Genomic DNA, 21307 nt, shown 5'->3' with positions numbered 1-21307 from the left:
CAGGCCAGCGTGCGGTTTAGGTCAGGCAGGTACGGGAAGGGGAATGTTGTGATAGATCGGCCAGCTAAAGACGAAGCGGGCCCCTCCCAGTTCGCTTGCTTCACAGCGAACCGTGCCGCCCATCGCCTGGGCAATGGATCGGACAATCGCCAGCCCCAGACCACAGCCGCCGGTAGCACGGTCGCGGCTGGGGTCGAGGCGCACAAACGGCTCGAACACCTTTTCACGCTCGGCTGGCTCAATGCCGGGACCATCGTCTTCCACATGCAGAATCGCCTGGCTCCCCTGTAAATCTAAACCTATGCGCAGCGTCGTTTCGCTGTAGCGCATGGCGTTGTTCATCAGATTATCCAGCACGCGTTCCATCAGGCGCATGTCCAGCGCGCCGTACGCCCCGGGAGTAATAGTCGTCAGCAGTTTTCGCTGAGGATTAACGCTCTGCACATCGTTAATGTGCGTCTGTAACCAGGCGGGGAGATCCGGCGTACTCAGGTGCAATTCTGTCTGAGGCCGATCGAGGCGGGCATAGGTCAGCAGCTCTTCAATCAGCGCTTCTAACTGGCCAATATCCCGATTGAGCGCCTGGGATTCCGCATCGGTCAGGTTTTCGCTCATCTCCAGACGATACCGCAGGCGTACCAGCGGCGTGCGCAGTTCATGCGCAATGCCGTCGATCAGCTGTTTCTTACTGGCAATCAGGGCGTTGATGTTATCGGCCATCTGGTTAAAGGCAATGCCGAGGCGGTCAAAGCTGGAGCCGCTGTCGAAGTGTATGCGTTCAGTGAAATGACCTTCCCCAAAACGCTGCGCGGCGGATTCCAGTTTCAGCATGTCCTGCCAGTGCGGGCGCATCCAGATGAAAACAGGGAAAGCGAGCGAGATGGCAATGAAGCCCAGCAGGGCGAGATCCAGCAGGCGCATCTGGTGCAGGTAATAGAGGTAGGGTACCGGCCCAACGGCCAGGACATAATGGCTGCGTGGAATACGCTGAATAAAGGTGTATTTTTCGTCCAGCGCCACGATGTCTCCGTCGCGCAGGCGCTGCATCGCGGGCGGCGCTAAATCAAAATCCTTCATCGGCTCGATGCGCAGGTCAAACGACAGATTCAGATCCAGCTCTTTTAAGGTGCGTGCCCAGTCATGCGGGGGAATTTCACGCAGCTCGCTGCGCATCAGGTAGAGGGAGCTTTTCATCAGGTCGTCCAGGGATTGTCTGCCCGCGCGCTCTGCGGTGAATTTATAGACCAACCCGACCAGCATCGTCATTACCAGGAAGCAGACAAACAGCAGAAGATAAAACTGTACAAACAGCTTTTTCATTAAATATCACCGGAAAATCAATAAATTAACTACTTTGTTTTTAGCTTCAGGGGCACTATAGGGGCATTAGCATATCCGCCAAAGCGCTGATTCAAAAATGATACCTGATCGCTATCGAGAGCATTTATCCACGCAGAGTATACATGGAAGACCATCTCTGCATTCTCATGACCCATCTGATTCGCTATAAAAGCAGGATTAGCACCTGCCGACAACATCCAGCACGCGTATGTATGACGCAACTGATAGGGGCGTCTGCGGCGAATGCCCGATCGTCTTACCGTAATATCCCATAGTGACACAATAGAACTAACTGAATAGTAGGCTGCCTGCTTGCCTTTCTGAGGTCGAGGCATAAACACAAAATGCAGTTTCTGCGTTTCTGTTTTTCCGAACTCCCGGTGGTGAAAAGTGATTGGTACCTTTGGGGAACCTCCCGTTAGCACCTTTTGAGCTCGCAAAGCCTCCAGAGCCGGCTCAAGTAACTTTATCCTCCGGTATCCAGCTTCAGTTTTGGGTGGTCCAAACAAGCCTTCCTGAGTTAGATTGCGCGCTATGTTAGCTTCGCCGGAATTAAGATCGATATCTTCCCAGGCAAGAGCGCAAAGCTCGCCGGGCCGAACGCCAGTGTAAGCAAAAAATTGCCACATGTTTTTCTGCTGAGCCGGAGCAGCCTCTTTCAACTGCTCAAACTCATGCCTCAGAAGTGGATCTGGTTTTGATTGCCCTTTGCGAAGCCTTTTTATCCCAACATATGGTTGATATGAAATGACTTTATTTTTAACCGCATAGTCGAGGATTTGTCGCAGGATGGCCAGATAATAATCTACTGTTCTAACGGCTCGGCCGGTTTTGTTTCTCCTCTTTTCGGGAGCATAGTTAGTCTCACCAGTGAGCAATTCCTTTCTCCAGCCCAGAATGTCGCTGTTGGTGATGGATGCAACCAGCGTTTCAGGGCCGATTAGTTTTGTTAACGTTCTTACAGCTATCCCATAGCTTCTTGTGGCATTGGGTGAGAGATCGATTTTATGGTTTTCATACCAGGTTGATGCAAGTTCGGCGAACGTCGTAATGTTTTTAGATGTATAAAACTTTGCTGCTACTTTTGACTCCGGGAACATGCCCCGGTAGTCAAAAGTGCCCAGTTGAATCTCGCTTACAATTTTGGCCCTTAGATTCCCTGCTTTTTTGAGATTCGAAGCATTTACGATCCATCCTTTCAGTGTTTCTCGGCATCTAACGCCCTGAAAATTGAAACTAATTCGTATTTTATTGTTGTGGATCTCAACACCCGTTGGCATTGCAGCCATTATGCCTCCTTCACAAACCTGTTAATGTTTGGGATGTTGTACCAGACAAGTCCTCGCTCTTCGGAGCTGCTTCCATCCAATGGGATTCTCTTAAAATGAACACCTTCTACCCAGGAGGTTTGGCGATAGCTTTTAATCTGACGATCTGTAAGGCCTGTCTTCTCTTTTAGTTTTGAAGCAACGCCCCATTCTGAATCGTAAATTACCTGCGACATGGTTCACCTCAGGTAACCGGCATGAGTATAGATATGCCGGTCTTTAGTCGTTGATATTTCAGTTTCAGTTTGCCTGGCCGGGCAGGGAACGAAGTCGGCGCATGCCGGTCATGGCTGTGGCCACGTAGCTTGCCTTGCAGTTGACCACTTCAACCCAGACCTTCACGCCTTCCACTCTCACCGTATAGGTCTCTTTCATCTTGCTGCGCCCATAGTCACCATATCTTTGCTGGTGGGCTGCGAGTGCGATTCCACATGCCTGGCGAGCCAAAGGGGATTGCTTACTGCCTCGATTAATCAGTCGCATTTCTTCTCCTTGAGGGAGGGTTTCCCCTCCCGATCTCGTTAGTCCACGTATTCCGGTTTCATATCCGCCAGGGTGATGCTGAACTGACCATGCAGTTCGTCGCCCAGATGGCGTTTCGATGATGCAAGAACGCGCTCTACTTCTGCGAACCGCTCAGCTGCATCGGGCTCATCTGAAGGTGGCAAGGAATTGATGGCTGCTTCGACTTTGTTCCGTGCATCAACCAGGTAATAACGCTTCACGGCCTTGTTTTTCAGCTCAGTGAACAGGGCAGAACCCAGCGTTGCTTTCACTGTTTCAATATCTGCGCGCAGAGCTTTAGCGCTATCCACATCCTGAGCCGCCTCGATGCGGTCGCGGAAATCATCAGCAAGTGCATCGATGTTTTGAGCTGATTCCTGAGCCGTTTGCGTTGTAGTGACGTTGTCACCTGAAATGTCTGCAAGGCTTACGTGCTGCGCTGAGGCAGGGTTTACCTCTCGTTCTTCACGGCGATCATCCAATTCATCGGGGGTATAAACGCCCAGAATCACATCCGGACAGAACAGTCTCGCCCAACGTTTGACAGCCAGGTACGCCAGCTGCTGGCGAGGGTCGTCAGCCCACAGGGTAGAGTTTCTGGTGCGGGCCTGAGCCAGCAGTAAATCAAGTTCCCTCGGCTGATCTTCGCCTTTCAGGGTTGCGCGGATAATGATGCCGATCCCGGCTTCGTCAGCCAGGGTCCAGCCCGGGACGCGGTACTCACCTTTGTCGCCTTTGCGGATATGGAATTTTCCTACAACCTTTTCCCATGGACCGTACCACTCATAATCAAAACGACTGGCAAGCACGCCGCTGCGTGAAATGACGGCATTAACCAGTTGAGCTTCATACCCGAGCACACCGTTAATCAGGTGCGTCTTCTGCGCCACGGCAAAGGGATTCATCTGCCACTGTGCCGCTTGCATTGCTACCGCCATGCAGTCGGCCTGATTACCCTGTAAGTGTTTAGGAACAGTCGCGGTGCCTTGCGCCATGATCTGCGCGAACGTGCTGATGGCGTTCAGATACTGGGAATCGAACAAAGCCACGTTTGAGTTAACAACGGTGTTTTGGTCAGTAACCGTAACATTAGTATTTTGCATAAATCCCCCTTAAGCCTGAGCGCGCAGCGCTTCAAGGCGGCGCAGGTCGAAGTCGTTCAGTTCGTCGGTGTAATTGTCGATGATTGGCGCTGGCCATTCCCCTGTGTCGAAGCCGGTTGCTATAGCGCGCATTGCTTTTCGGTACTCGAGCATGCCCAGTTCCAGAAGGTCTGCGGATGCCTCGATGATGGCGATCCAGTGATAGTTCTCGTCTTTGTTGACGAAAATCCAGAAGAACTGGTCCAGCGCCGCGGTTTCGCAGTACATAGCCGCGCTCAGGTGATAATCACGTTCAATGATTTCCCGGTGTAGCCTGGCGCGCAGGCTTTCCTGCTTAACGTTCCACATGCTGATGGTTTTCAGGTCAGCACCAATACGCACGCCGTCCAGGCCGATCTCAAGGTCAGGGCGCACACGAACTTCCAGGCCCGTCTCCTCATCAAAGCCGAAGTAACTCACCTCGACGGCGCGGCTCGGGTGGGTCAGCAGCATGCCAGCGGTCGGGTGTGCCAGAAGAGCTTTTTGAATATCCAGCGCGGTGCTGAGTTGCTGGCGTGTGACCAGTACTTTCCCTTCCGGGTTGTCGCGCCAGGCATCTAGCAACTCGTCGGCAAACACGGCATCTGGTTTGGCTGCCTTCACGGCCTGGATCATGTCTGCTTTGGTACCGGACACTTTCAGTGGCGCCGGTTTCTGTGCTTCCTGAGCCACAAGGTCAGGGTTGATGATTGCCAACTGCTCCAGCAACGCGTCACGGCTGCCGCTGGTTTTAACCGGCGTCGGCAGGGTCGCGTTGTACTCTTTGATGCAAGCCTTCATTGCCGTCGCCGTCTGCTTCTGGTCACCATCAATACGCTGGAAGTCAGCTGGCAGCGCCATATAGTTCTGCGCCGTTTCTTCCAGGTTAGCGCCAAGCGGAACCTGCGGCGGCAGGGTGGCGTTGTACTCTTCCAGTAACACCTTAATGTCGTCGGCAGACAGCAGCGCCGGCAGGCTGGCATTGTACTCATCGATAAAGGCGCGCAGGGTCGCGGCCGTTGTGAATGCGCCTTCCGGGATTACCGGTTCAACGCTGAATTCTGCGTCCAGTTGTTCAGGCTGCAACGCCAGCGCATGTACCAAGTTGCCCATGTCCAGCACCGCAGAGCGCTCTTTGACGATGGTTTTCTCAACGTGGCGCGCATTGAAGTACATCAGCGACACACGGGCATCTTTCACCTGAGTTGAGCTGATGCCGTTTGCTGCGTGATAAACATCATTCGGCAGACCTTCGTAGCGGCCAGGTTCGAAGTATGCAGGGAACTCCACTTCTGGGTTCGATTCCTGAACGTCAATTGTTGTTTCGTGCAACTGGTCTGCTTCTACGGAATTTGTCTGCGAATTAGCTGCATCAGTGCTTTCGCTCGGTGGTACCGAACCAACATCTTCGTCTTTTTCTGGCTTAGCCGTTTCCATCTGCACATCGCTGGTGGTCTCCGCTGTGTTTTCCGTTTTTTCGACTTCATTTGAGTTGGTATTGATGACCGGTTCGGTATTTCCATCCATCAGGCCATCGATGAAGAACACGCCGCTTCCAAGGCTTGCGACCTTTGTCTGGCTTGGAGTACTTGGTTCTTCCACTGTGGAATGACGAACCTCGCGGGAGTCTTCGTTCCATTCTGGATAGCCTTTAGAGCGCTCACCGCTTTCATAGATGCCGTTCGCCGTGAACCACTCACGCACCTGGCTACGCAGTTTGGTTGTGCTTTCTTCTCCAGACCATGAAATAGCGCGGGTAACTCCAAAAATACTGTTGGCGTCGTAGTCGAGGATGTCGGTGGTTTTACTAAGAACCTTGAGCGCCTTGGCGTGCGACTCATCTTTTTTGTCAGCGAGTTCTTTGGCGGCCAGGAGTTGCGTACGGTTGATTTGCCCCGGTACTGCATCTGGGTAAAGCTGAGCAATCGCGATCTCAATGCTCAAGTTCGCCATGTTCTGGGCAACAGCGCGTTTATAGGATTCGGTTGTTTCTGGTTTTTCTGGTTCTAAAGGTGCAGGAGAACCTACTTCAGAAATTCGATTACCCTCAACCCATTCGCGCACCAGGGTGCCGCGGTCAATGTAATCAGTCGCAGCCCAGATTCTGGTGAATCGGAGAACCAAAGCGAGTTCGTGACGCTTCTCCTGGCTGAACACTTTGCGAATGGCGTCGGTGTAGCGCCACAGGTCTTTGGTATCGTAACCCTTCACCTCTTCGCAGTTTTCTGCCGCCAGCAGCAGGTTCTGGACATAGCTGTTGTCTGTGTCCATTTCCAGCGCGCTGATACCTTCGTATTCTTCGCGGGTTAAGTGGTGGCGCAGTTCATCGGCGGTGAACTGAGCGAGTAGCTGCTTGCGAAATGGCATACGAACGACCGGATAACGTGTGGTTTCGTCATCATTCTCGTCAATCTGAATACCGTTTTCAGGTTCTGGAACCTGATCGGTTGTAAAATCGGCGTCGCTGGTTCTTTCTGATTTGAGCAGAGTAAGCTTTCCGTTCCTCCACTCTCTCACTACCTCATTACGGTCGCCGGCATCTACTCTCAACCAGTCGGCCATGAAAGCAGTAAGTAGCTTTACTTCGTGCTCTTCATCTGGCGCGAAGACCTGCTTAATCGCCTGAACCAGTTTCCACTCAGCGTTCAGGCTGAGTTCGGCAACTTCAGGGATGTCGTTCTTCGCCAGCAGCAGATTCTGGAGATAGGTGTTGCCTTCATCCAGAGACATTTCGCTTGCAGCCAACTGCTGCTCTTTAGTGATGTTTGACTGGTATTTGTCGCTGATCAGGTGGACAGCAAAACGGACCGCTGGAGTGCGGTTTTCAAGCGGGACACTCTCGACGATAGTTTCGACTTTAACGGTCGTTTCCGGTGCGGCAGTTATGTCCACGGCACCAGTCGACTCAGTACCAGCCTTTGGCAGCCAGGAGCGTCCATCGTCCTGGAGGGCGTAGCGTTTGCACCAGGTGTAATCCACTGTGCTTTCTTCCGGCAGGTCGTTGTAAACAGGGAAATCGGTGCGAACCGGTTTGGCATAATCCTTACCGCGGCCGGTTTCAATACCGGCATCTTCCAGCTCAACATCGAGCTGTAGGTTTGCACGGGCTTCTGATTTAGCAGTGAACCAAATCACTGCGTCTTCTTTGCCAGATTTCTGCGTAGCCTTAACTACATAGAAAAATTCCATGTGAGATCCTCTTTTTTGGATGTAAGATCCCCGGGCCAGAGATAGCGCCCATTGGGTGAACTTTGGTTGTTTAAGTAGTTTTCCGGTGTAACTTTGGTCGGGAGCACCGGACGTACGGGCCGCCTTGCGCGGCTTTTACGTTATGCCTCGTGGGCCATCTGGTCGTACGAAGCACAACGTTCAGAGCAGTATTCTTTTTCTTTGCGCGCCAGCTGTGAGCCGTTGCGATAGAGAAGGGTGCTTTTAACTACTTCCTCCGGTTCAACCGGCTTGCCGCAGTACCCGCATTTCGTCGAGTTACACATCTGAATCCCCCTTTTGCGCCAGCAGGTAGCATAAGCGGCGAAGAATCACTTCGAAGAAGTTCAGCTTTACAGCCTGTTGCCGTCCTGGTTTGCGTGCGAAATCAATCATTCTCACCCTCGTTTGCCTTATCGCCGGCCAGCGGAACATTTACACCTGATGCGCTTTATATTGGCCGTTATGGCCGCCTGTTCTTAAACCTCAACCTTTTAAGCAAAATGGTCGAAGCAGCTACCGATAGAACAACAATACAAGATAGTTTGTTATGAGTAAACAATATAATTTGTAATTTCAGGAGTCACAAAAACAAACCCTTTGTTTTTAAATGGGAAATAGTTTGTTTTTATGATTTTAAAGGGAAAGGAAAAGCGTTACTCGTTGCAAGTACCAGCAACATCACCAACAAAAGCCTTTGTTGACGTAAGCTTTTGGAAACTAGGGATGTTCATGACTTTTGAGTACATAACTTTATTGTCTTCTGTTATAGACCACGTCTCAACAGTAATGCCACCGCCTGATTGGTAACTACCTACCATAGTGTTGTACGACAAAGGAACGTAAGCAACATCAGAAACAGGGGAACCATTCATGTTAGTTAAAAATGCTTTTTTACCATGTATGATTAGCTTGTAAGCAACACCCGACATTGCGTCATCGATGAATTCATATCCATCATCACTGAATGAAGACTTACCTTGAAGGTCAGACACGATCCAACACTTTGCGTAAGCGTTAATTGAAAAGACGAGTAAAAACAGGCCAATTATTGTCTTGGTCATATAAATTTCACACGAGCTTCAATAACAACACCAATGATTTTGCAATTCCCGTCTATAGGCATCATAGGCCATGAGGGATTTAGCCCTTTCAGGTATTTTTGCCCTCCATCAATCACTAACTTCTTAAAGGTTGCCTCATTCGCATCAGTCATTTTCGCTATGACCAAGCTGCCGTTTTTGGCTTCGCGACCCGTGTCAACGAGAACAAGATGACCCTCTGGAATGCTCTGACCAACGGGGGATGTCATCGAGTCACCCTCCACTCGTAACCAAAAACCATTGCCAAGTAATTTCGTGTCGGTCTCAATCCACTCAGTAATCTGACTCAAGTCGTACGGTTCACATGCTTCCGCCCAACTGCCTGCATTAACCCAACTGATCAATGGATATTTCCCCTTCGGCTCATTTTTACTTACGAAGGTGAAATTAGATTTACTTGATCCATCAAGCAACCATTCAATAGATACGCCAAAAAACGAAGCTAACTCAGGTAAGTATCGCGGTCTTTTTGTCTTTCCGCCTTCTAATTGTTCGATAGCCTGCTGTGATGTTCCAACTTTTTCAGCAAGCTCTGTCTGCGTCAGCCCAAGCTGCTCCCTTCTAGCCTTTACTCGGTTTGCGATGGTCATATTTCACCTCATTTTTACAAAGAGATGCTTACAAGAAAACCTGTATTTGACAAACAATATTGTTTGTAATTAAATACAAGAAAGATTGTATAAGGGGGAGCAATGCAAACTATCAAAGAACGTTTAAAGATGAAGCGACTTGAGCATGAGATGACACAAGCTGAGTTGGCAGAACAAGCAGGTGTCAAGCAGCAGTCAATTCAGTTAATCGAGGCTGGAGTAACAAAGCGACCTCGTTACTTATTTGAACTCGCTAAGGCTCTAGATTGCGACCCTGGCTGGTTGCTGTATGGAAAGACGTCAGGATAGCGAACTTCAATACATTACTTGTTAATAATCGTGAACTCAAATTAAGTCACTGATTTTTAGATAAACATCATTCATTTAATCAAGAGAAAGCAAATGCATCCACTTACATTCCAACATAATAGTGGTTTTCAACCGGATACGTTGATAAACCGATTTCATCCAAATCACTTTGATAACCACGACGCCATCCGAGACGCGGTGCGCGCTTGGGCAGCAGCAGTTGGGCAGGAGTCCGTTTCAGCTCACATCGTTGAAGAGTGGCGCAAGCAGCGGGGGAAGGGTATCGAATTCCCATCAGACCATTGTCGGGCGCGTCAGAAATTGTTTCGGTACTTGGATAACCGTTTCGACTCTGAGCAATACCGTGAAAACATTCGAAAGCTAACACCGGCAATCATAGCCGTTCTGCCATTGGAATATCGTAGACGTCTAATTGGAACCAATTGTAAGAACTCTCGCTTGGCAGAAGCCGAGAAGGAAGTTGCAGAGGCAAAACAGGCCATATTATTGGACGCACCAGAGCATCAGAAGCTCAAAGAGCTGAGTGAGGGAATAGCATCACTGTTCCGTTTGATGCCGGAGCAGTTAGGCCCGCTAATGACAATGGTCACAACCATGCTGGGGGCAATGTGAAGACTTCGGAAAAGGCGAAAGCCGCGGTGCTCGAACACCAACGGCTTTCAGTTGCAAAAACGGAGTGTAATTGCGGAGCTAAGTATGTCAAACACAGCTGAAATTATCAATTTCCCCCACAGAACCGAACAACCGGGAGGTCGTATGGCCGACCTGTCGAATGGATATACCAAGGTCGCTAACGAGATCCAGCGGCTTAAGCCACGCCTGAGATTGTCAGGCCGGGAGTGGCAGTGTTTTGAGGCGGTGATCTGGCTTACCTACGGCTGGAACAAGAAACAGGACCGCGTTACAAACACGGTTATCGCTGAGCTTACAGGGCTGAGTGATTCGCATGTTTCTGATGCGCTCAAATCGCTCGCAGAACGCAAAATTATCTTCAGTCAAAAGCAGGGCGTTATGAAAACTGTTGGTATAAATACTGACCTTTCTGCCTGGATTTTAGACAAACCGAAAACGGGAAAAGTCTTCCCGAAATCGGGAAAAGTGTTACCGAAAACGGGAAAAACCTTCCCGGAAACGGTAGACACCCAAGACTATAACAAGAACAATATTAAAAGATCCTCGTCTCGGAATTCTGACGAATCCCGAAACCAGAAAACTCAAAAGTTTCTCTCGCGCCATCCAGAAGCTGCCGCCGGGATATACACCCCGGCAGGTAAATCATGGGGATCCGCTGACGACCTCAAGGCCGCTCGCTGGATTTACGACAGGCTTCTCACCGTCAACGCTTCGCTATCCGAACCAAACTGGGCTGAATGGGCAAACACCATCAGGCTGATGCGCGTCCAGGACAAGCGCACGCACTACGAAATCTGCGATTTGTTCCAGTGGGCCAACAGGGACGAGTTCTGGAAAGACAACATCCTGAGCCCTTCGAGTCTTCGCAAACAGTGGGATCAGCTCACCACCAAACGGCTGCGCGCAACCGGGGCGGTAAAACCTTTCCGGAGCGGTATCGACCTGCATAACACCGACTGGATTGACGGGGTACTGGAATGAAAAACCTTGCCGAGAGCATTCGCAATTTTGACAGGGAACAGGCTCGCCGTGTGGCCCATAACTTGCCTGAGCAGTACACCGAGCGCGAACAAACGCAGCAGGTGGCGCAGATTATCAATGGGCTATTCGTACAGCTGGCCGCCGCGTTCCCGGCAAGCCTGGTTAATCGCAGCCAGGAAGACGTGAACGAGATTCGCCGGCAATGGGTGCTGGCGTTCAAAGAAAACGGGATAACCACAATGGAGCAGGTTGAAGCAGGCATGCGCATGGTGCGTCGTCAGGAGCGTCCATTCCTGCCGCCACCTGGCCAGTTCATCAAGTGGTGCAGGGAAGGGCGCTGCGTGCTGAGAATCACCACCGGTGACGTCATGGCTGAATACTGGAAGTGGCGTAAGCTGGTGTTCCGGTACCCGAGCAGCGAGCTGTATCCGTGGCCTAAGCCGGTTTATTACCACATTTGCCTCGAACTACGGCGCCGCGGAACTGATGGGCAACTCAGTCATAAAGAGCTCGAGCGTGAAGCCGGAGATATTCTGGATAAGTGGGAAAAGCGGGTGCTGGCTGGGAAGCCGATTCCGCCTGTTCGACGGGCTCTGGCTGCGCCACTGACGCAGAAGGGGCCAACGCCAGCTGAGTTGCTCAAAGCCAAGTATGAGCGGATGAAAGCCGATGGGAGGGCGTAGGGATTAAATGGTCTGCTTTGAGCGAGGAACGGACATTGCTAACAGCCTTCTGTGTGAATTATCAGGGAACACGTCAGATTAATCGACCCTTCCCGCAAAGAGCCAAGGCTCTGGCATCTCGTGCTGTTCTCCTGGTAGAACAGCCAGTCGCAGGTAAGTATTATTGAATGAGGCACATGCGCGGCCTGCGCCGTTATAGTCCCATCCACAGCGCAATTAACGCCAGCAGTGCGGGCAGCACCTGCACATAAAGAATTATCCTGCTGGCGGTGATTGCGCCAAACAGACCCGCAATCAGCACGCATACTAGAAAAAACAATTTAAACTGGAGACCACCGTCGCCCAGCCACAGCCCCCAGAACAATCCCGCCGCTAAAAAACCGTTATACAGCCCCTGATTGGCGGCTAGCACCCGGCTGTCTCGGGCGAAATCAGCGCTGAGATTAAAAGCCTTGCGGCCTGTTTTCGTGTCCCACAAAAATATCTCAAGCACGAGAATATGTATGTGTATGACGGCGACAAGCGCGATAAGAACGGAAGCGATCATGAGCCATTCTCACAAAGAAGAACGCAATATCAACAGTATATACTGAGCAGCTGGTTTGCGGCGGTCATTATGCCGTAGCCGATACCCGTCCGGCCGCGCGCCACCAGACAATTAATGCCGCAAGCGCCACCCCCCCAAGCGTCGCAAATGCCATGCGCCATGACGAATGCGCGACGATGCTGCCCGCCAGCGCCGGGCTAAACGCGGCACCCGCGCCCTGCATCAGCATAATCACGCTCTGCCCCGCGTTGATGTGCCCGGACCCGCGTAGCGCGTTAACAATATAGCCCGGCACCGCCACGCCCAGGATCCCAGCGGCAACGCCATCCAGAATTTGCACCGGAATAACGGATAACGGCCCGGCAAAACTGGCGGCCAGGGCGGCGCGCACCGGCAGCACAATAAGCGCAATCAGAATAAGCCGCCGGTAGCCATAGCGCTGCGCCTGCGCGGAGGTCAGAAGGGCGACCGGGATCATCACGCATTGCGAAATCACTACCGTCGCCGCCGCGTAGATTCCAGGGCTCCACAGGCTGCTGCCGGTAGCAGCCACGCGCATGCTGAGCATTGGCAGCAGCGCAGCGTTTCCGAGGTGAAACAGCAGCAGCGTGATCCCGGTCGTCAGCAACACAGGATGACGCATCAGCACTGACAGCTGCGGCACCACCTGCGCCTTATCGCCGGTTTCAAGGCCGCGCGCCGCGTCATGATCAATATCCTGCTCGCGGATCGCCAGTACGCTAAGCGCGGTGAAAACCGCCATGCCCGTCATCAGGACAAAGACAGCGCCGATGCCCCACAGCCACATCGCGCCGCCTGCCAGCACGGCCGCCAGCATATTGCCGCCGTGGTTGAACGCCTCGTTGCGGCCCATCTGCCGCGTGAAGCCGCGCTGGCCGGTCAGGCCCAGCGTGATCCCCGCTACCAACGGGCCAATCAGCGCGGCGACCAGCCCGGACACAATCTGCGAAAACATCGCAATGCTGTAACGGGTGCTGTACCAGAGCATGAGCGTCGCCAGCGTGACCAGCGCGCAGCAGGCGAGCAGCAGCAGGCGCTTTTTGCGCGTGGCATCGATCATAATCCCTGCGGGTACCGTCGCCAGCAGCGCCGCAATCCCGCCTGCGGTCATCACAAATCCAATATCATCCGGTCGCCAGTGCTGTTCAGTGAGATAAATGCCGAGAAAGGGGCCGAGCCCATCGCGCACATCCGCCAGAAAAAAGCTCATCAGGCAGAGCGCCTGTAGCGATCGCAACATCTTCATTCTTCTCCCTGCAAAAGGTGGTGACCCGAGATGATGTTATTATATTGTTATCAATGCATTATGGCAGTATTGAAAAAAGGCTAGCAAGATAAAAATAACCAAATGAAACGGGCAAGCGGTTGTGCCCGACGTCAATAAACCTGCATCGAGCAACGCTTTATTTGAGAGGTTGTAGTGATCCTTTCCCCGTTAAACAACACTGATGGTTGTTAACTACTTTCGCTACTGGCACAAAGCTGACATTCCAGCCTGTGTATGACCGTAAAAACTACCTTCGCGTGATAAGCCGCTTCGGGTAATGACGAGGCGCTTTTGTGACATGCTGGAAAACCAACTTAGATGTTCACTGAAAGCCCGGTTACCCTGGCTAAACGACCCTTAGAAATTTCTAAGGCGAAATAGTCACATAAGTCTTCTCCACGTGTGTTATAACCGAGTTACAAATCGCCACCACTGGCGGTAAAGAGGCATCTCATGAAACAGCGCATTACAAGAGCAATCGGCCTCAGCAAGTTCTCGCCACGTTGGGTTAAGGTTATCTGTTTACGATTGACTAAAAACGATATTGAGCGCTCCCTCAACGCACTTCTAGCCACAATTGATGAATCTGAGCTATCTTCGGAGCAAGTCAAAGCATTAAGAGAATGCGTTGAGAGAATTAACATCGCAAGGGGAAAGAGGATGAAAGCGTGAGCACTTCAGATAAAAGGTAAGCCAATACTGTATAGGCGCGGCAGCGTTTGCTGCCCAAGTATCGCTTACCGGTCGGTACCAGCTGAGCTATAAAAGCCAAATATGACTGGATGAAAACTGGTAGGAGGGTATAGGGATGAACTGGTTCTTCGTAAACGAAATTGAGGCCAAATATCTAAGCCTGCGCCGTTTACCGCATTTTAGCTGAGTACTGAAGCATTGCTTGTGCACCCGCCGGGCCCGCTGACTTTTCACTATATATTAGTTTATCCGCTTCCAGCTTGACACCCATCGATTATGACTGCGTTAAGCCTATGAAAAAGTAATAAGTCTACAAGTTTTTTTTAACATTCTATGAATTCATTAGATTCTGGCCAGAAGATCTTCAAATATCCATTTTTATCATATTTTGAAAAAAGATTGCCCTGGAAGCAAAATATACCAGCGGATTCTAGCCACATCCATTCTTCTGGTTGTTCGACACCTGTTGCACAAATCCTTATCTCTAAAAGTTCGCCGCAACGTATTAAACTTTGCAGTATCGCCTGCTTAGAGCCGTCCTTATGTATATTATGGATTAGTTGAGGGTGTATTTTGAGCTTCTCAGGCTGAAATTTCGAAAGAAACAATAAACCTGCATTTCCCACACCAAAGTCATTAATAGCAACACTTAAACCGCAGCTTTTGAGAATCTGCACGGAATGCGCGAACTCATCAATTTCAGGGATTATTTCGCTCTCAGAAAACTCAACTAAAACTTGTTCTGGGTGTAAGTTACTTTCTCTGATGTAATCGAGCAAAATCTCAATCGCATTCGGTACCCTCAGTAAGGTTAAAGGCAGGAGTGTTATTGATACTCGTTGTGAAGAGGTAATGAAACCCCCTGCAATTTTTAACAAATCTTTCTTCGATTCCAAATCAAAAAGTAAATTATTGGCTTTTATAACGTCATTATCTGATTTAGCATTCAAGACAAAAGAATGGATCTGGGCAGCGAGAGGGTCTATAACTGCATACATATCTTCGATAATGGCGGGATCAACTGATGATACATCTATTTGATCGGATGAAAAAAACCAACTGAACCTATCAGGAAGTTCATAATAGCTATCTGTCTCAGCAGAATCTATAAATGTACGGAAAAACCTTAAGGCTCTGTCGTTGTAAAGCATTTTATGTTGGGTTGTTCCACGTTGAAGAACCCTGTCCAGACACTCTTCTTTACTGAATAGTCTTATATCAATTAATTCCATGCCTGAGCGGCCAAATCGTCGATAGGGGGCATAATCGGATAAGAGTTCTACAATGTTGAAGTGAAGTGTATCCAGGCAAATCTTTTCATAGATTTGCATTACAGCTGCTTCATCACCTTCCAGAAGCTGTAAGAAATGAATCCCATTGAAAAGTAAAACACCAGTTACCCCCGCACATTCATTTCGGGAATTTGCTTCACTGACCATGTCAATAATGGATTGAATTGGTGTATCAGCTCGCAGGTGGCTTCGATAGATGAGAGTGGTAAGCATAGTTGCACACTTTAAAGGATTTTCTTCTAAAGTAGCATAAGAAAGATCAGTTTGGGCTATTTAACTGAAAAATTTACAAATTCGAGTACGGTAACGTTAAAATTGTCCATGAAGAGTAAAATGCTTCACAAAAAAAACCAGTAAATTAATGTGGTTTAATCCTGCAAGAAATGCACGATTCTGCAACGTAAATTTGCTTGGTATGCACACGTGACAAAGTAAAAATTGATTCTAAGATTGTGATAGTAAAAATTATCACATGGAGGTTCTAATGGTTTTCATTGTGGCTTTAACTTTATCTCTTCTTCTTTGCGTAGCGGGCCTTATCTTCATTTTGCTGGAGCTAGTTAGCATAGGCTGCAACCCTGAACGACATTGAACGATACGTGCAAGAAATCCAGCAAAAGCATTGAATGAAAGGCACTTGACCTCAAGTTAGCTTGAGTTTTTAAGATGGCGATTCTCGATATAGTCAAAGGATTAGCCTAATGAAAGAGATTGATGTCGGTTTTACGCACGTTGCGTTTGTTGTTAGAGATTTGGAAAAAAGTATTGATTTCTACAGCCGTTATGCTGGTATGGAAGTCGTACATAGGCGAGAGCCTGATCTTCCGGAGGCACGTAAAGTCGCGTGGTTAAGTGACCGAGCTCGCCCTTTTGCGCTTGTCCTTGTCCAGGTTGATGCTGTGACTGACACCCCTTTAGGTAATTTTGGTCACTTGGGAGTAGCTTGTTCAAGCATTGAAGAAATCGACAATAAGGTAGCGATGGCTAGAATGGAGGGCATCTTGCGAAAAGAACCGGCTCAGGCAGGCGAACCGGTAGGTTATTATGTCTTCTTCGCTGATCCTGATGGCAATACACTTGAACTTTCTTATGGTCAGAAAGTCGGGATCGAGGCTTTACGTCAGGATGATAGAGTGCCTGCATCTCAGTGAATTTCGATAATCGGTTGGATCACATTACGCTTTGGTAATGCTTCATGTCGTTTCAGAGCTTGCTGACTAATTTTTTTCTCAATAACAGCAAGCTCCATAATAGCCTTTCCGAATTTTCATTCTATTAATTTCACCTCAAAACCAAAATCTTGTAGCGAAACTGCACAAAACTCCACTTAAAGCTATTCAACATAACTATTGATTTTTGACGGCCAAATCCGAGATTCCTACTATATCGTCCATAAAACAGATACCTACAAGCCTGCAAGCGCTCCGTCGTCCTAACACTCATTAATCGTTGCAAAATCCGTGAGATACGTTTATAAATGCACTGTATATGCATACAGTTGTTCATTGCGGAGGGGAAAATGAAAATCGAGTTATCCATTGATCGCATGAAGAAACTTCCTGATAGGGCTATACCTGCACTTGAGTCAAAACTGCTCGAAAGACTCAGTAAGCAGTTCGATGATTACCAGCTTACGATTAAGCGTGCCGGCAATGATGGGTTGGCTGATTTCGGGGGCGACAAGAAAGAGGTCGAACACAACGTGCAGAAGAACTGGAAAAGCGCGGACGAGTGGTTTTATTAATCGCGTGAATTTCACTGGAGCAGTTTCAAAGAGTATCGCTGTTTGCGTTCCCCTGGCTGTTCCCGGTTACTGTTTATTGCGTCAATACGTCGCTCTGGGGGAAATAGTGTGTAGTGCAGAAGCCTTTAATGCAGATGATCAATGGTACGACGTGGTCAGAAGGGCCGATAAAGCAGTTATTTATAGCTTCCCGGCGGAAGGGAGATATCTGGTTTATCGAGTAAATGGAATAGTTTCATTACGACCGTTACTCGACGAGGAAAAAATCTTTACTCTCAACGGGTTTATGCAATTTGCAAAACGACTGGGGTACCGAGTTACACCACCGTCTGATATTATTCTTTCATAGGCCTGAACAACCTATACCTGATGCGCCACGGAGATAACCATGGCGCTAGAATTACAACTTATAAAACACCACTCAGGAATACTGATCCCGGCTACGCCCGAGACCAGCGATATCCTGCAAACCAAAACCCGGCTTGGCGATGTTCTTGTTGCCGAGTTCAGGCGGGTACGAAACCCTGTATTTCACCGGCGCTTTTTCGCGCTTCTCAGCCTCGGTTTTGAATACTGGGAACCAGCCGGCGGGGCTATCTCGAGTAACGAGCGGAAGCTGATAACCGGCTACGCCAAGTTCCTGGCTTCGTATGGCGGGAATGAGGGCGCGCTGATCGACGCTGCCGAGCAGTATCTTGAGCAGGTTGCTTACCGGCGCGTCACAAATGGCATTAGCTTGTGCAAATCCTTCGATGCTTACCGCTCATGGGTAATCGTCGAGGCAGGGCACTTTGATGCTATTCAGCTACCTGACGGCACACTAAAAAAGCATCCACGTAGCATCTCATTCGCCAACATGGACGAACTCGAGTTCCAGCAACTTTATAAAGCTGCGCTCGATGTTCTTTGGCGCTGGGTCCTGTCTCGTTCATTCCGCAGTCGCGATGAGGCCGAAAATGTCGCCGCGCAGCTGCTTGGCTTTGCGGGGTGATGGGCATGCAACATTCTTGGTTCCATCATACCGAATGCAGCACCGAACAGGCCGACGAACTGGTTAAGCGTTACAGAGCGCGCGGTGTGAGAGTGGAGCGCAGCCTTAACCAGGATTACGTGACCTGGACTGTCAGTGCATTCCTTCCGACCTCAAATACACCAGCACGCCCGGATATACGCTGGCGAAACCGGATGTGGGGGTGAATGTGAAGACATATCAATTCACTTTGCCCTGGCCGCCGAGCAACAACCGGTATTACCGGCACAACCGCGGGCGCACGCACATTAGCGCTGAAGGCGTCGCGTATCGCTACGCGGTTGCCAGTGCCATTCGAAGCGCCCGGCTTAATATCCGGACGGCCGCACCACTCAAAATCCGAATTGAATGTCATATGCCCGACCGCCGGCGCCGCGATCTGGATAACCTCCAAAAAGCTGCATTCGACGCTTTAACCAAGGCGGAATTCTGGCTGGATGACTGCCAGGTAGTCGACTATCGCGTTGTGAAGATGCCTGTCGTTAAGGGCGGGAAATTAGAACTCACCATTACCGAGCTGGAGACCGCATGAATCTTGAAAATACCCTCAAATACCACTTCGCCAAATCGACAATGATTAGCGACTCTCCGCGTGCTACTGCGTCAGACTCATTAACCGGAACGGATATTATGGCCGCTATAGGCATGACGCAGGAACGGGCCGCCATGGGTTATAGCGCTTTTCTCGGGAAGACGGGGATCAGCAATAATGACCGGGAGAGGGCAATTGAATTGTTGGCCCAGTACGCGCTGACCAAATGTGACCGGGTTGCGGCATTGCGGAAGCTTGATGCAGAGATTAAACCGATGGTGATGCACCAGCTGGCCACCATCGCGTTCGAGGACTATTCCCGCAGCGCCGCCAGCGTGAAGCAGTGCGATAGCTGCAATGGGGAAGGGTTTGTTGATGCGGAGGTTTTCAGCACGAAGTCTCACACTCCGGCAAAAGAGAAGAAGTTCGTGAGGTTGTCCCTGAATATGGGCGTCGAAAATATTCGACCTTCTGAATACGAGGTACGCAGACATGTCAGGGAGATAGCTCGCGTTCTCTGCCCTCAGTGTAAGGGTAAGAAGGTTGTAAGTTGTGCCTGTAGAGATTGTCATGGACGCGGGAAAGCCATCAATCAGGCTCTTACAGAACACCAGGGCATCCCGGTTCTGGCTGATTGCAAACGCTGTAGTGGCCGTGGATATGAACGAATCCCATCTACCGAGGCATACGCAGCGGTGTGTCAGATAACTGATGCAATCAGCCTCGATTCCTGGAAGAAGTCTGTTAAACCATTTTACGATCATCTGATCACCAAGTTTGACATAGAAGAGGCTTGGGCTGATGCGCAGTTCAAGCAGATAACAAAATAGGGCGTGAATTTATCGTGAGCTATTTACTTTTCCCTAAACTGTGGTAATTTTAGTCTAACGATGGGCTTTATATATCCATAGTTAAAAATTCTGAACCTCGCTACGGCGGGATTTTTGTTTCTTTGTAAATAGTAAATAAAATGTATCTTTTAAGCGTTATGCCGCGTAAAGTGCTCAGGTGGTGAATCCCCCTAAGCGGTGGGGCGGCTAGGCAAAACCAGTCGGGTTTATGGAACGCGGTTCTGTGGTCTAGCGCAGAGTCACCGGGAGGCACCCGGCACCACAACTTTAATTTCTTTATCTTTAGGCTGCCCAAAGGCAGCTTTTTTGCTTTATGACCTACCTCTTGCACAAACAGCTCACTCTAGAAGGTGTTTGTGTTTATGGTTGGGCCAAGAATTTTCTTAGAAATTTCGGGAAGCGCAACTATTTGGCATATGTTTCATCAAAGGAACTATCTTTTAATAGGCATTTGATAATGCTCTCGATACTGAAAACACTTGGTGGGGATACACCTACATCGCAGAGAAAACTGCATGACCCATGACCAGCATCTCATTGCTGGTCTTTTTTTTTCCGCCATTAGCTCAACTGGAAAGAGCACGGAGCTTCTACCTCTGTGGTTCGGGGTTCGAATCCTCGATGGCGGACCAGAGAATTACTTAATTAACGATTTAGTATTTCTAACATCATCACTCACACCGCTGCCATATAATCAAATCCTCACTATGAGGAGATATCAATGAAAGAAGGTTTCTACTGGATACAGCACAACGGCATAGTGCAGGTCGCTTACTACACCGCCGGTGTCACCGAGGACCTTGAAACGGGCCAGACAATAACTGGTGTCTGGCATCTGACACGAGGTGATGATATTTGCCACAACGGTGAGGCTGAAGTGATTGAAGGCCCACTGTCTGTGCCAATGAAATGAATATATTCATCTGATTATGTGGCAGATTTTTCATACTGCACATATGCTTCTTAAGCATCCTGCGTAATGGATGTTTCTGAAAGCGTTTTTGTGGTGGATCCCCCTAAGCGGAGGGGCGGTTCAGCAGGACATTTCTCCAGAGTGTCCAACCAGCGCGCGGAGATGAACTCTGTAAGCATTTCCACCGGGAGGCACCCGGCACCACACCCTCAGTTATTGCCAACTTAGCTATTTATGCCTGCTATTTGAGCAGGCTTTTTTTTGCATGATTTACTTGTCTATTGATCATATGAATGTACCTGTTTAGTTATGAATGTTGTGAATCCCACCTAAGCGGTGGAACGTCTTGTTAATTGCTATGTGCAGGTATGTACGCGACTTTGACGAGCAGAGATAAGTCTCCAGGAAGCACCCGGCATCTCATCCTCAAATAAACGTTTTGTCGACCACCAGGTTCTGAATCGTCATATACACTTCTAAATGAAACAATTTAAGAGGTGAATTATGAAAGAGGGATATTATTGGATTAGACACAATGACTGTGTCCAGATCGCCTACTTTTCGCACGGTAAAACCGAAGATATGGTTACAGGAAA

The 21307-nt window shown here is 49.6% G+C and carries 23 protein-coding genes, 1 tRNA gene and 1 pseudogene; 12 read left to right on the top strand and 13 right to left on the bottom strand.

Going from position 1 to position 21307, the window contains the following annotated elements; genetic code table 11:
- Positions 1-21: 21 nt before the first annotated feature.
- From rstB to E0L16_RS09105, 10 genes and pseudogenes are all read right to left on the bottom strand, one after another.
- Positions 22-1320 carry a two-component system sensor histidine kinase RstB gene (rstB, locus tag E0L16_RS09140; protein ID WP_131636775.1) on the bottom strand — a complete coding sequence of 433 codons (1299 nt, stop codon included), beginning with the start codon at positions 1318-1320 and terminating at the stop codon, positions 22-24.
- Positions 1321-1349: 29 nt separating this feature from the next.
- A complete protein-coding gene (locus E0L16_RS09135; protein ID WP_131636774.1) occupies positions 1350-2630 on the bottom strand; it encodes a site-specific integrase in 1281 nt (426 codons plus the stop codon).
- The gene (gene xisR / locus E0L16_RS09130; RefSeq protein ID WP_047647992.1) at positions 2630-2845 is read right to left on the bottom strand and encodes an excisionase family protein; all 216 of its coding nucleotides are present in this window, start codon (positions 2843-2845) and stop codon (positions 2630-2632) included. Before xisR ends, E0L16_RS09135 begins: the two co-directional genes overlap by 1 nt.
- A gap of 64 nt (positions 2846-2909) precedes the next feature.
- Complete coding sequence (locus tag E0L16_RS09125; protein ID WP_131636773.1) at positions 2910-3152, bottom strand: DUF4060 family protein; 243 nt, start codon at positions 3150-3152, stop codon at positions 2910-2912.
- 38 nt (positions 3153-3190) lie between these two features.
- Positions 3191-4276 carry a RecT family recombinase gene (locus E0L16_RS09120; protein ID WP_131636772.1) on the bottom strand — a complete coding sequence of 362 codons (1086 nt, stop codon included), beginning with the start codon at positions 4274-4276 and terminating at the stop codon, positions 3191-3193.
- A gap of 9 nt (positions 4277-4285) precedes the next feature.
- Positions 4286-7483 (bottom strand): RecE family exodeoxyribonuclease, encoded by a 3198-nt coding sequence (locus E0L16_RS09115; protein WP_131636771.1) that lies wholly within the window; start codon positions 7481-7483, stop codon positions 4286-4288.
- A gap of 140 nt (positions 7484-7623) precedes the next feature.
- Positions 7624-7788 carry a YdaE family protein gene (locus E0L16_RS22025; RefSeq protein WP_023296471.1) on the bottom strand — a complete coding sequence of 55 codons (165 nt, stop codon included), beginning with the start codon at positions 7786-7788 and terminating at the stop codon, positions 7624-7626.
- A pseudogene (locus E0L16_RS22210) lies at positions 7781-7933 on the bottom strand (hypothetical protein); the annotation flags it as partial. The gene E0L16_RS22025 and the pseudogene E0L16_RS22210, both read right to left, overlap by 8 nt.
- Positions 7934-8157: 224 nt before the next feature.
- Entirely contained in the window at positions 8158-8565 is a 408-nt protein-coding gene (locus tag E0L16_RS09110; RefSeq protein WP_131636770.1) for a hypothetical protein, read from the bottom strand.
- Positions 8562-9194 carry a LexA family protein gene (locus tag E0L16_RS09105; protein ID WP_064791029.1) on the bottom strand — a complete coding sequence of 211 codons (633 nt, stop codon included), beginning with the start codon at positions 9192-9194 and terminating at the stop codon, positions 8562-8564. Before E0L16_RS09105 ends, E0L16_RS09110 begins: the two co-directional genes overlap by 4 nt.
- Positions 9195-9296: 102 nt before the next feature.
- Between E0L16_RS09105 and E0L16_RS09100 the strand changes: the two genes are divergently transcribed.
- From E0L16_RS09100 to E0L16_RS09085, 4 genes are all read left to right on the top strand, one after another.
- Positions 9297-9503 (top strand): helix-turn-helix domain-containing protein, encoded by a 207-nt coding sequence (locus E0L16_RS09100; protein WP_064791028.1) that lies wholly within the window; start codon positions 9297-9299, stop codon positions 9501-9503.
- Positions 9504-9596: 93 nt separating this feature from the next.
- Positions 9597-10136 (top strand): toxin YdaT family protein, encoded by a 540-nt coding sequence (locus E0L16_RS09095; protein WP_064791027.1) that lies wholly within the window; start codon positions 9597-9599, stop codon positions 10134-10136.
- 84 nt (positions 10137-10220) lie between these two features.
- Positions 10221-11138, top strand: a complete 918-nt coding sequence (locus E0L16_RS09090; protein ID WP_165498406.1) for a replication protein — start codon at positions 10221-10223, stop codon at positions 11136-11138.
- Positions 11135-11821 carry a replication protein P gene (locus E0L16_RS09085; RefSeq protein ID WP_131636768.1) on the top strand — a complete coding sequence of 229 codons (687 nt, stop codon included), beginning with the start codon at positions 11135-11137 and terminating at the stop codon, positions 11819-11821. Before E0L16_RS09090 ends, E0L16_RS09085 begins: the two co-directional genes overlap by 4 nt.
- A 193-nt stretch (positions 11822-12014) precedes the next feature.
- On the opposite strand, the gene E0L16_RS09080 is transcribed toward E0L16_RS09085, so the two are convergent.
- From E0L16_RS09080 to E0L16_RS09065, 3 genes are all read right to left on the bottom strand, one after another.
- Positions 12015-12368: a DUF1304 domain-containing protein gene (locus E0L16_RS09080; RefSeq protein ID WP_063448886.1), complete on the bottom strand. Its 354-nt coding sequence runs from the start codon at positions 12366-12368 to the stop codon at positions 12015-12017.
- Positions 12369-12435: 67 nt separating this feature from the next.
- The gene (locus E0L16_RS09075) at positions 12436-13629 is read right to left on the bottom strand and encodes an MFS transporter (RefSeq protein WP_131636840.1); all 1194 of its coding nucleotides are present in this window, start codon (positions 13627-13629) and stop codon (positions 12436-12438) included.
- Between the two features lie 1043 nt (positions 13630-14672).
- Entirely contained in the window at positions 14673-15854 is a 1182-nt protein-coding gene (locus E0L16_RS09065) for a diguanylate phosphodiesterase (protein ID WP_014884018.1), read from the bottom strand.
- Positions 15855-16342: 488 nt separating this feature from the next.
- Between E0L16_RS09065 and E0L16_RS09060 the strand changes: the two genes are divergently transcribed.
- The 8 genes from E0L16_RS09060 to E0L16_RS09020 all read left to right on the top strand — a co-directional run bounded on the left by E0L16_RS09060 (position 16343) and on the right by E0L16_RS09020 (position 20711).
- Positions 16343-16792, top strand: coding sequence for a VOC family protein (locus E0L16_RS09060; RefSeq protein ID WP_063448883.1), 450 nt, complete (start codon positions 16343-16345; stop codon positions 16790-16792).
- A 368-nt stretch (positions 16793-17160) separates the two neighbouring features.
- Entirely contained in the window at positions 17161-17385 is a 225-nt protein-coding gene (locus E0L16_RS09055; protein ID WP_063448882.1) for a DinI-like family protein, read from the top strand.
- 388 nt (positions 17386-17773) lie between these two features.
- On the top strand, positions 17774-18376 hold the full coding sequence (locus E0L16_RS09045; protein WP_131636767.1) for a DUF1367 family protein: 603 nt from the start codon (positions 17774-17776) through the stop codon (positions 18374-18376).
- Positions 18376-18582: a hypothetical protein gene (locus E0L16_RS22200; protein WP_074160880.1), complete on the top strand. Its 207-nt coding sequence runs from the start codon at positions 18376-18378 to the stop codon at positions 18580-18582. Before E0L16_RS09045 ends, E0L16_RS22200 begins: the two co-directional genes overlap by 1 nt.
- 2 nt (positions 18583-18584) lie before the next feature.
- Entirely contained in the window at positions 18585-18947 is a 363-nt protein-coding gene (gene rusA, locus E0L16_RS09035; protein ID WP_063449446.1) for a crossover junction endodeoxyribonuclease RusA, read from the top strand.
- Positions 18944-19777 carry an antitermination protein gene (locus E0L16_RS09030; RefSeq protein ID WP_131636766.1) on the top strand — a complete coding sequence of 278 codons (834 nt, stop codon included), beginning with the start codon at positions 18944-18946 and terminating at the stop codon, positions 19775-19777. Before rusA ends, E0L16_RS09030 begins: the two co-directional genes overlap by 4 nt.
- A 576-nt stretch (positions 19778-20353) precedes the next feature.
- Positions 20354-20430 (top strand) — tRNA-Arg (locus E0L16_RS09025).
- Positions 20431-20519: 89 nt separating this feature from the next.
- Positions 20520-20711, top strand: a complete 192-nt coding sequence (locus tag E0L16_RS09020) for a hypothetical protein (RefSeq protein ID WP_063448879.1) — start codon at positions 20520-20522, stop codon at positions 20709-20711.
- The last annotated feature ends 596 nt before the right edge of the window (positions 20712-21307 follow it).

It is taken from the genome of Enterobacter quasihormaechei, from assembly GCF_004331385.1.
Taxonomy (GTDB): Bacteria; Pseudomonadota; Gammaproteobacteria; order Enterobacterales; family Enterobacteriaceae; genus Enterobacter; species Enterobacter quasihormaechei.
This window is presented reverse-complemented; position numbering and strand designations above follow the sequence as displayed.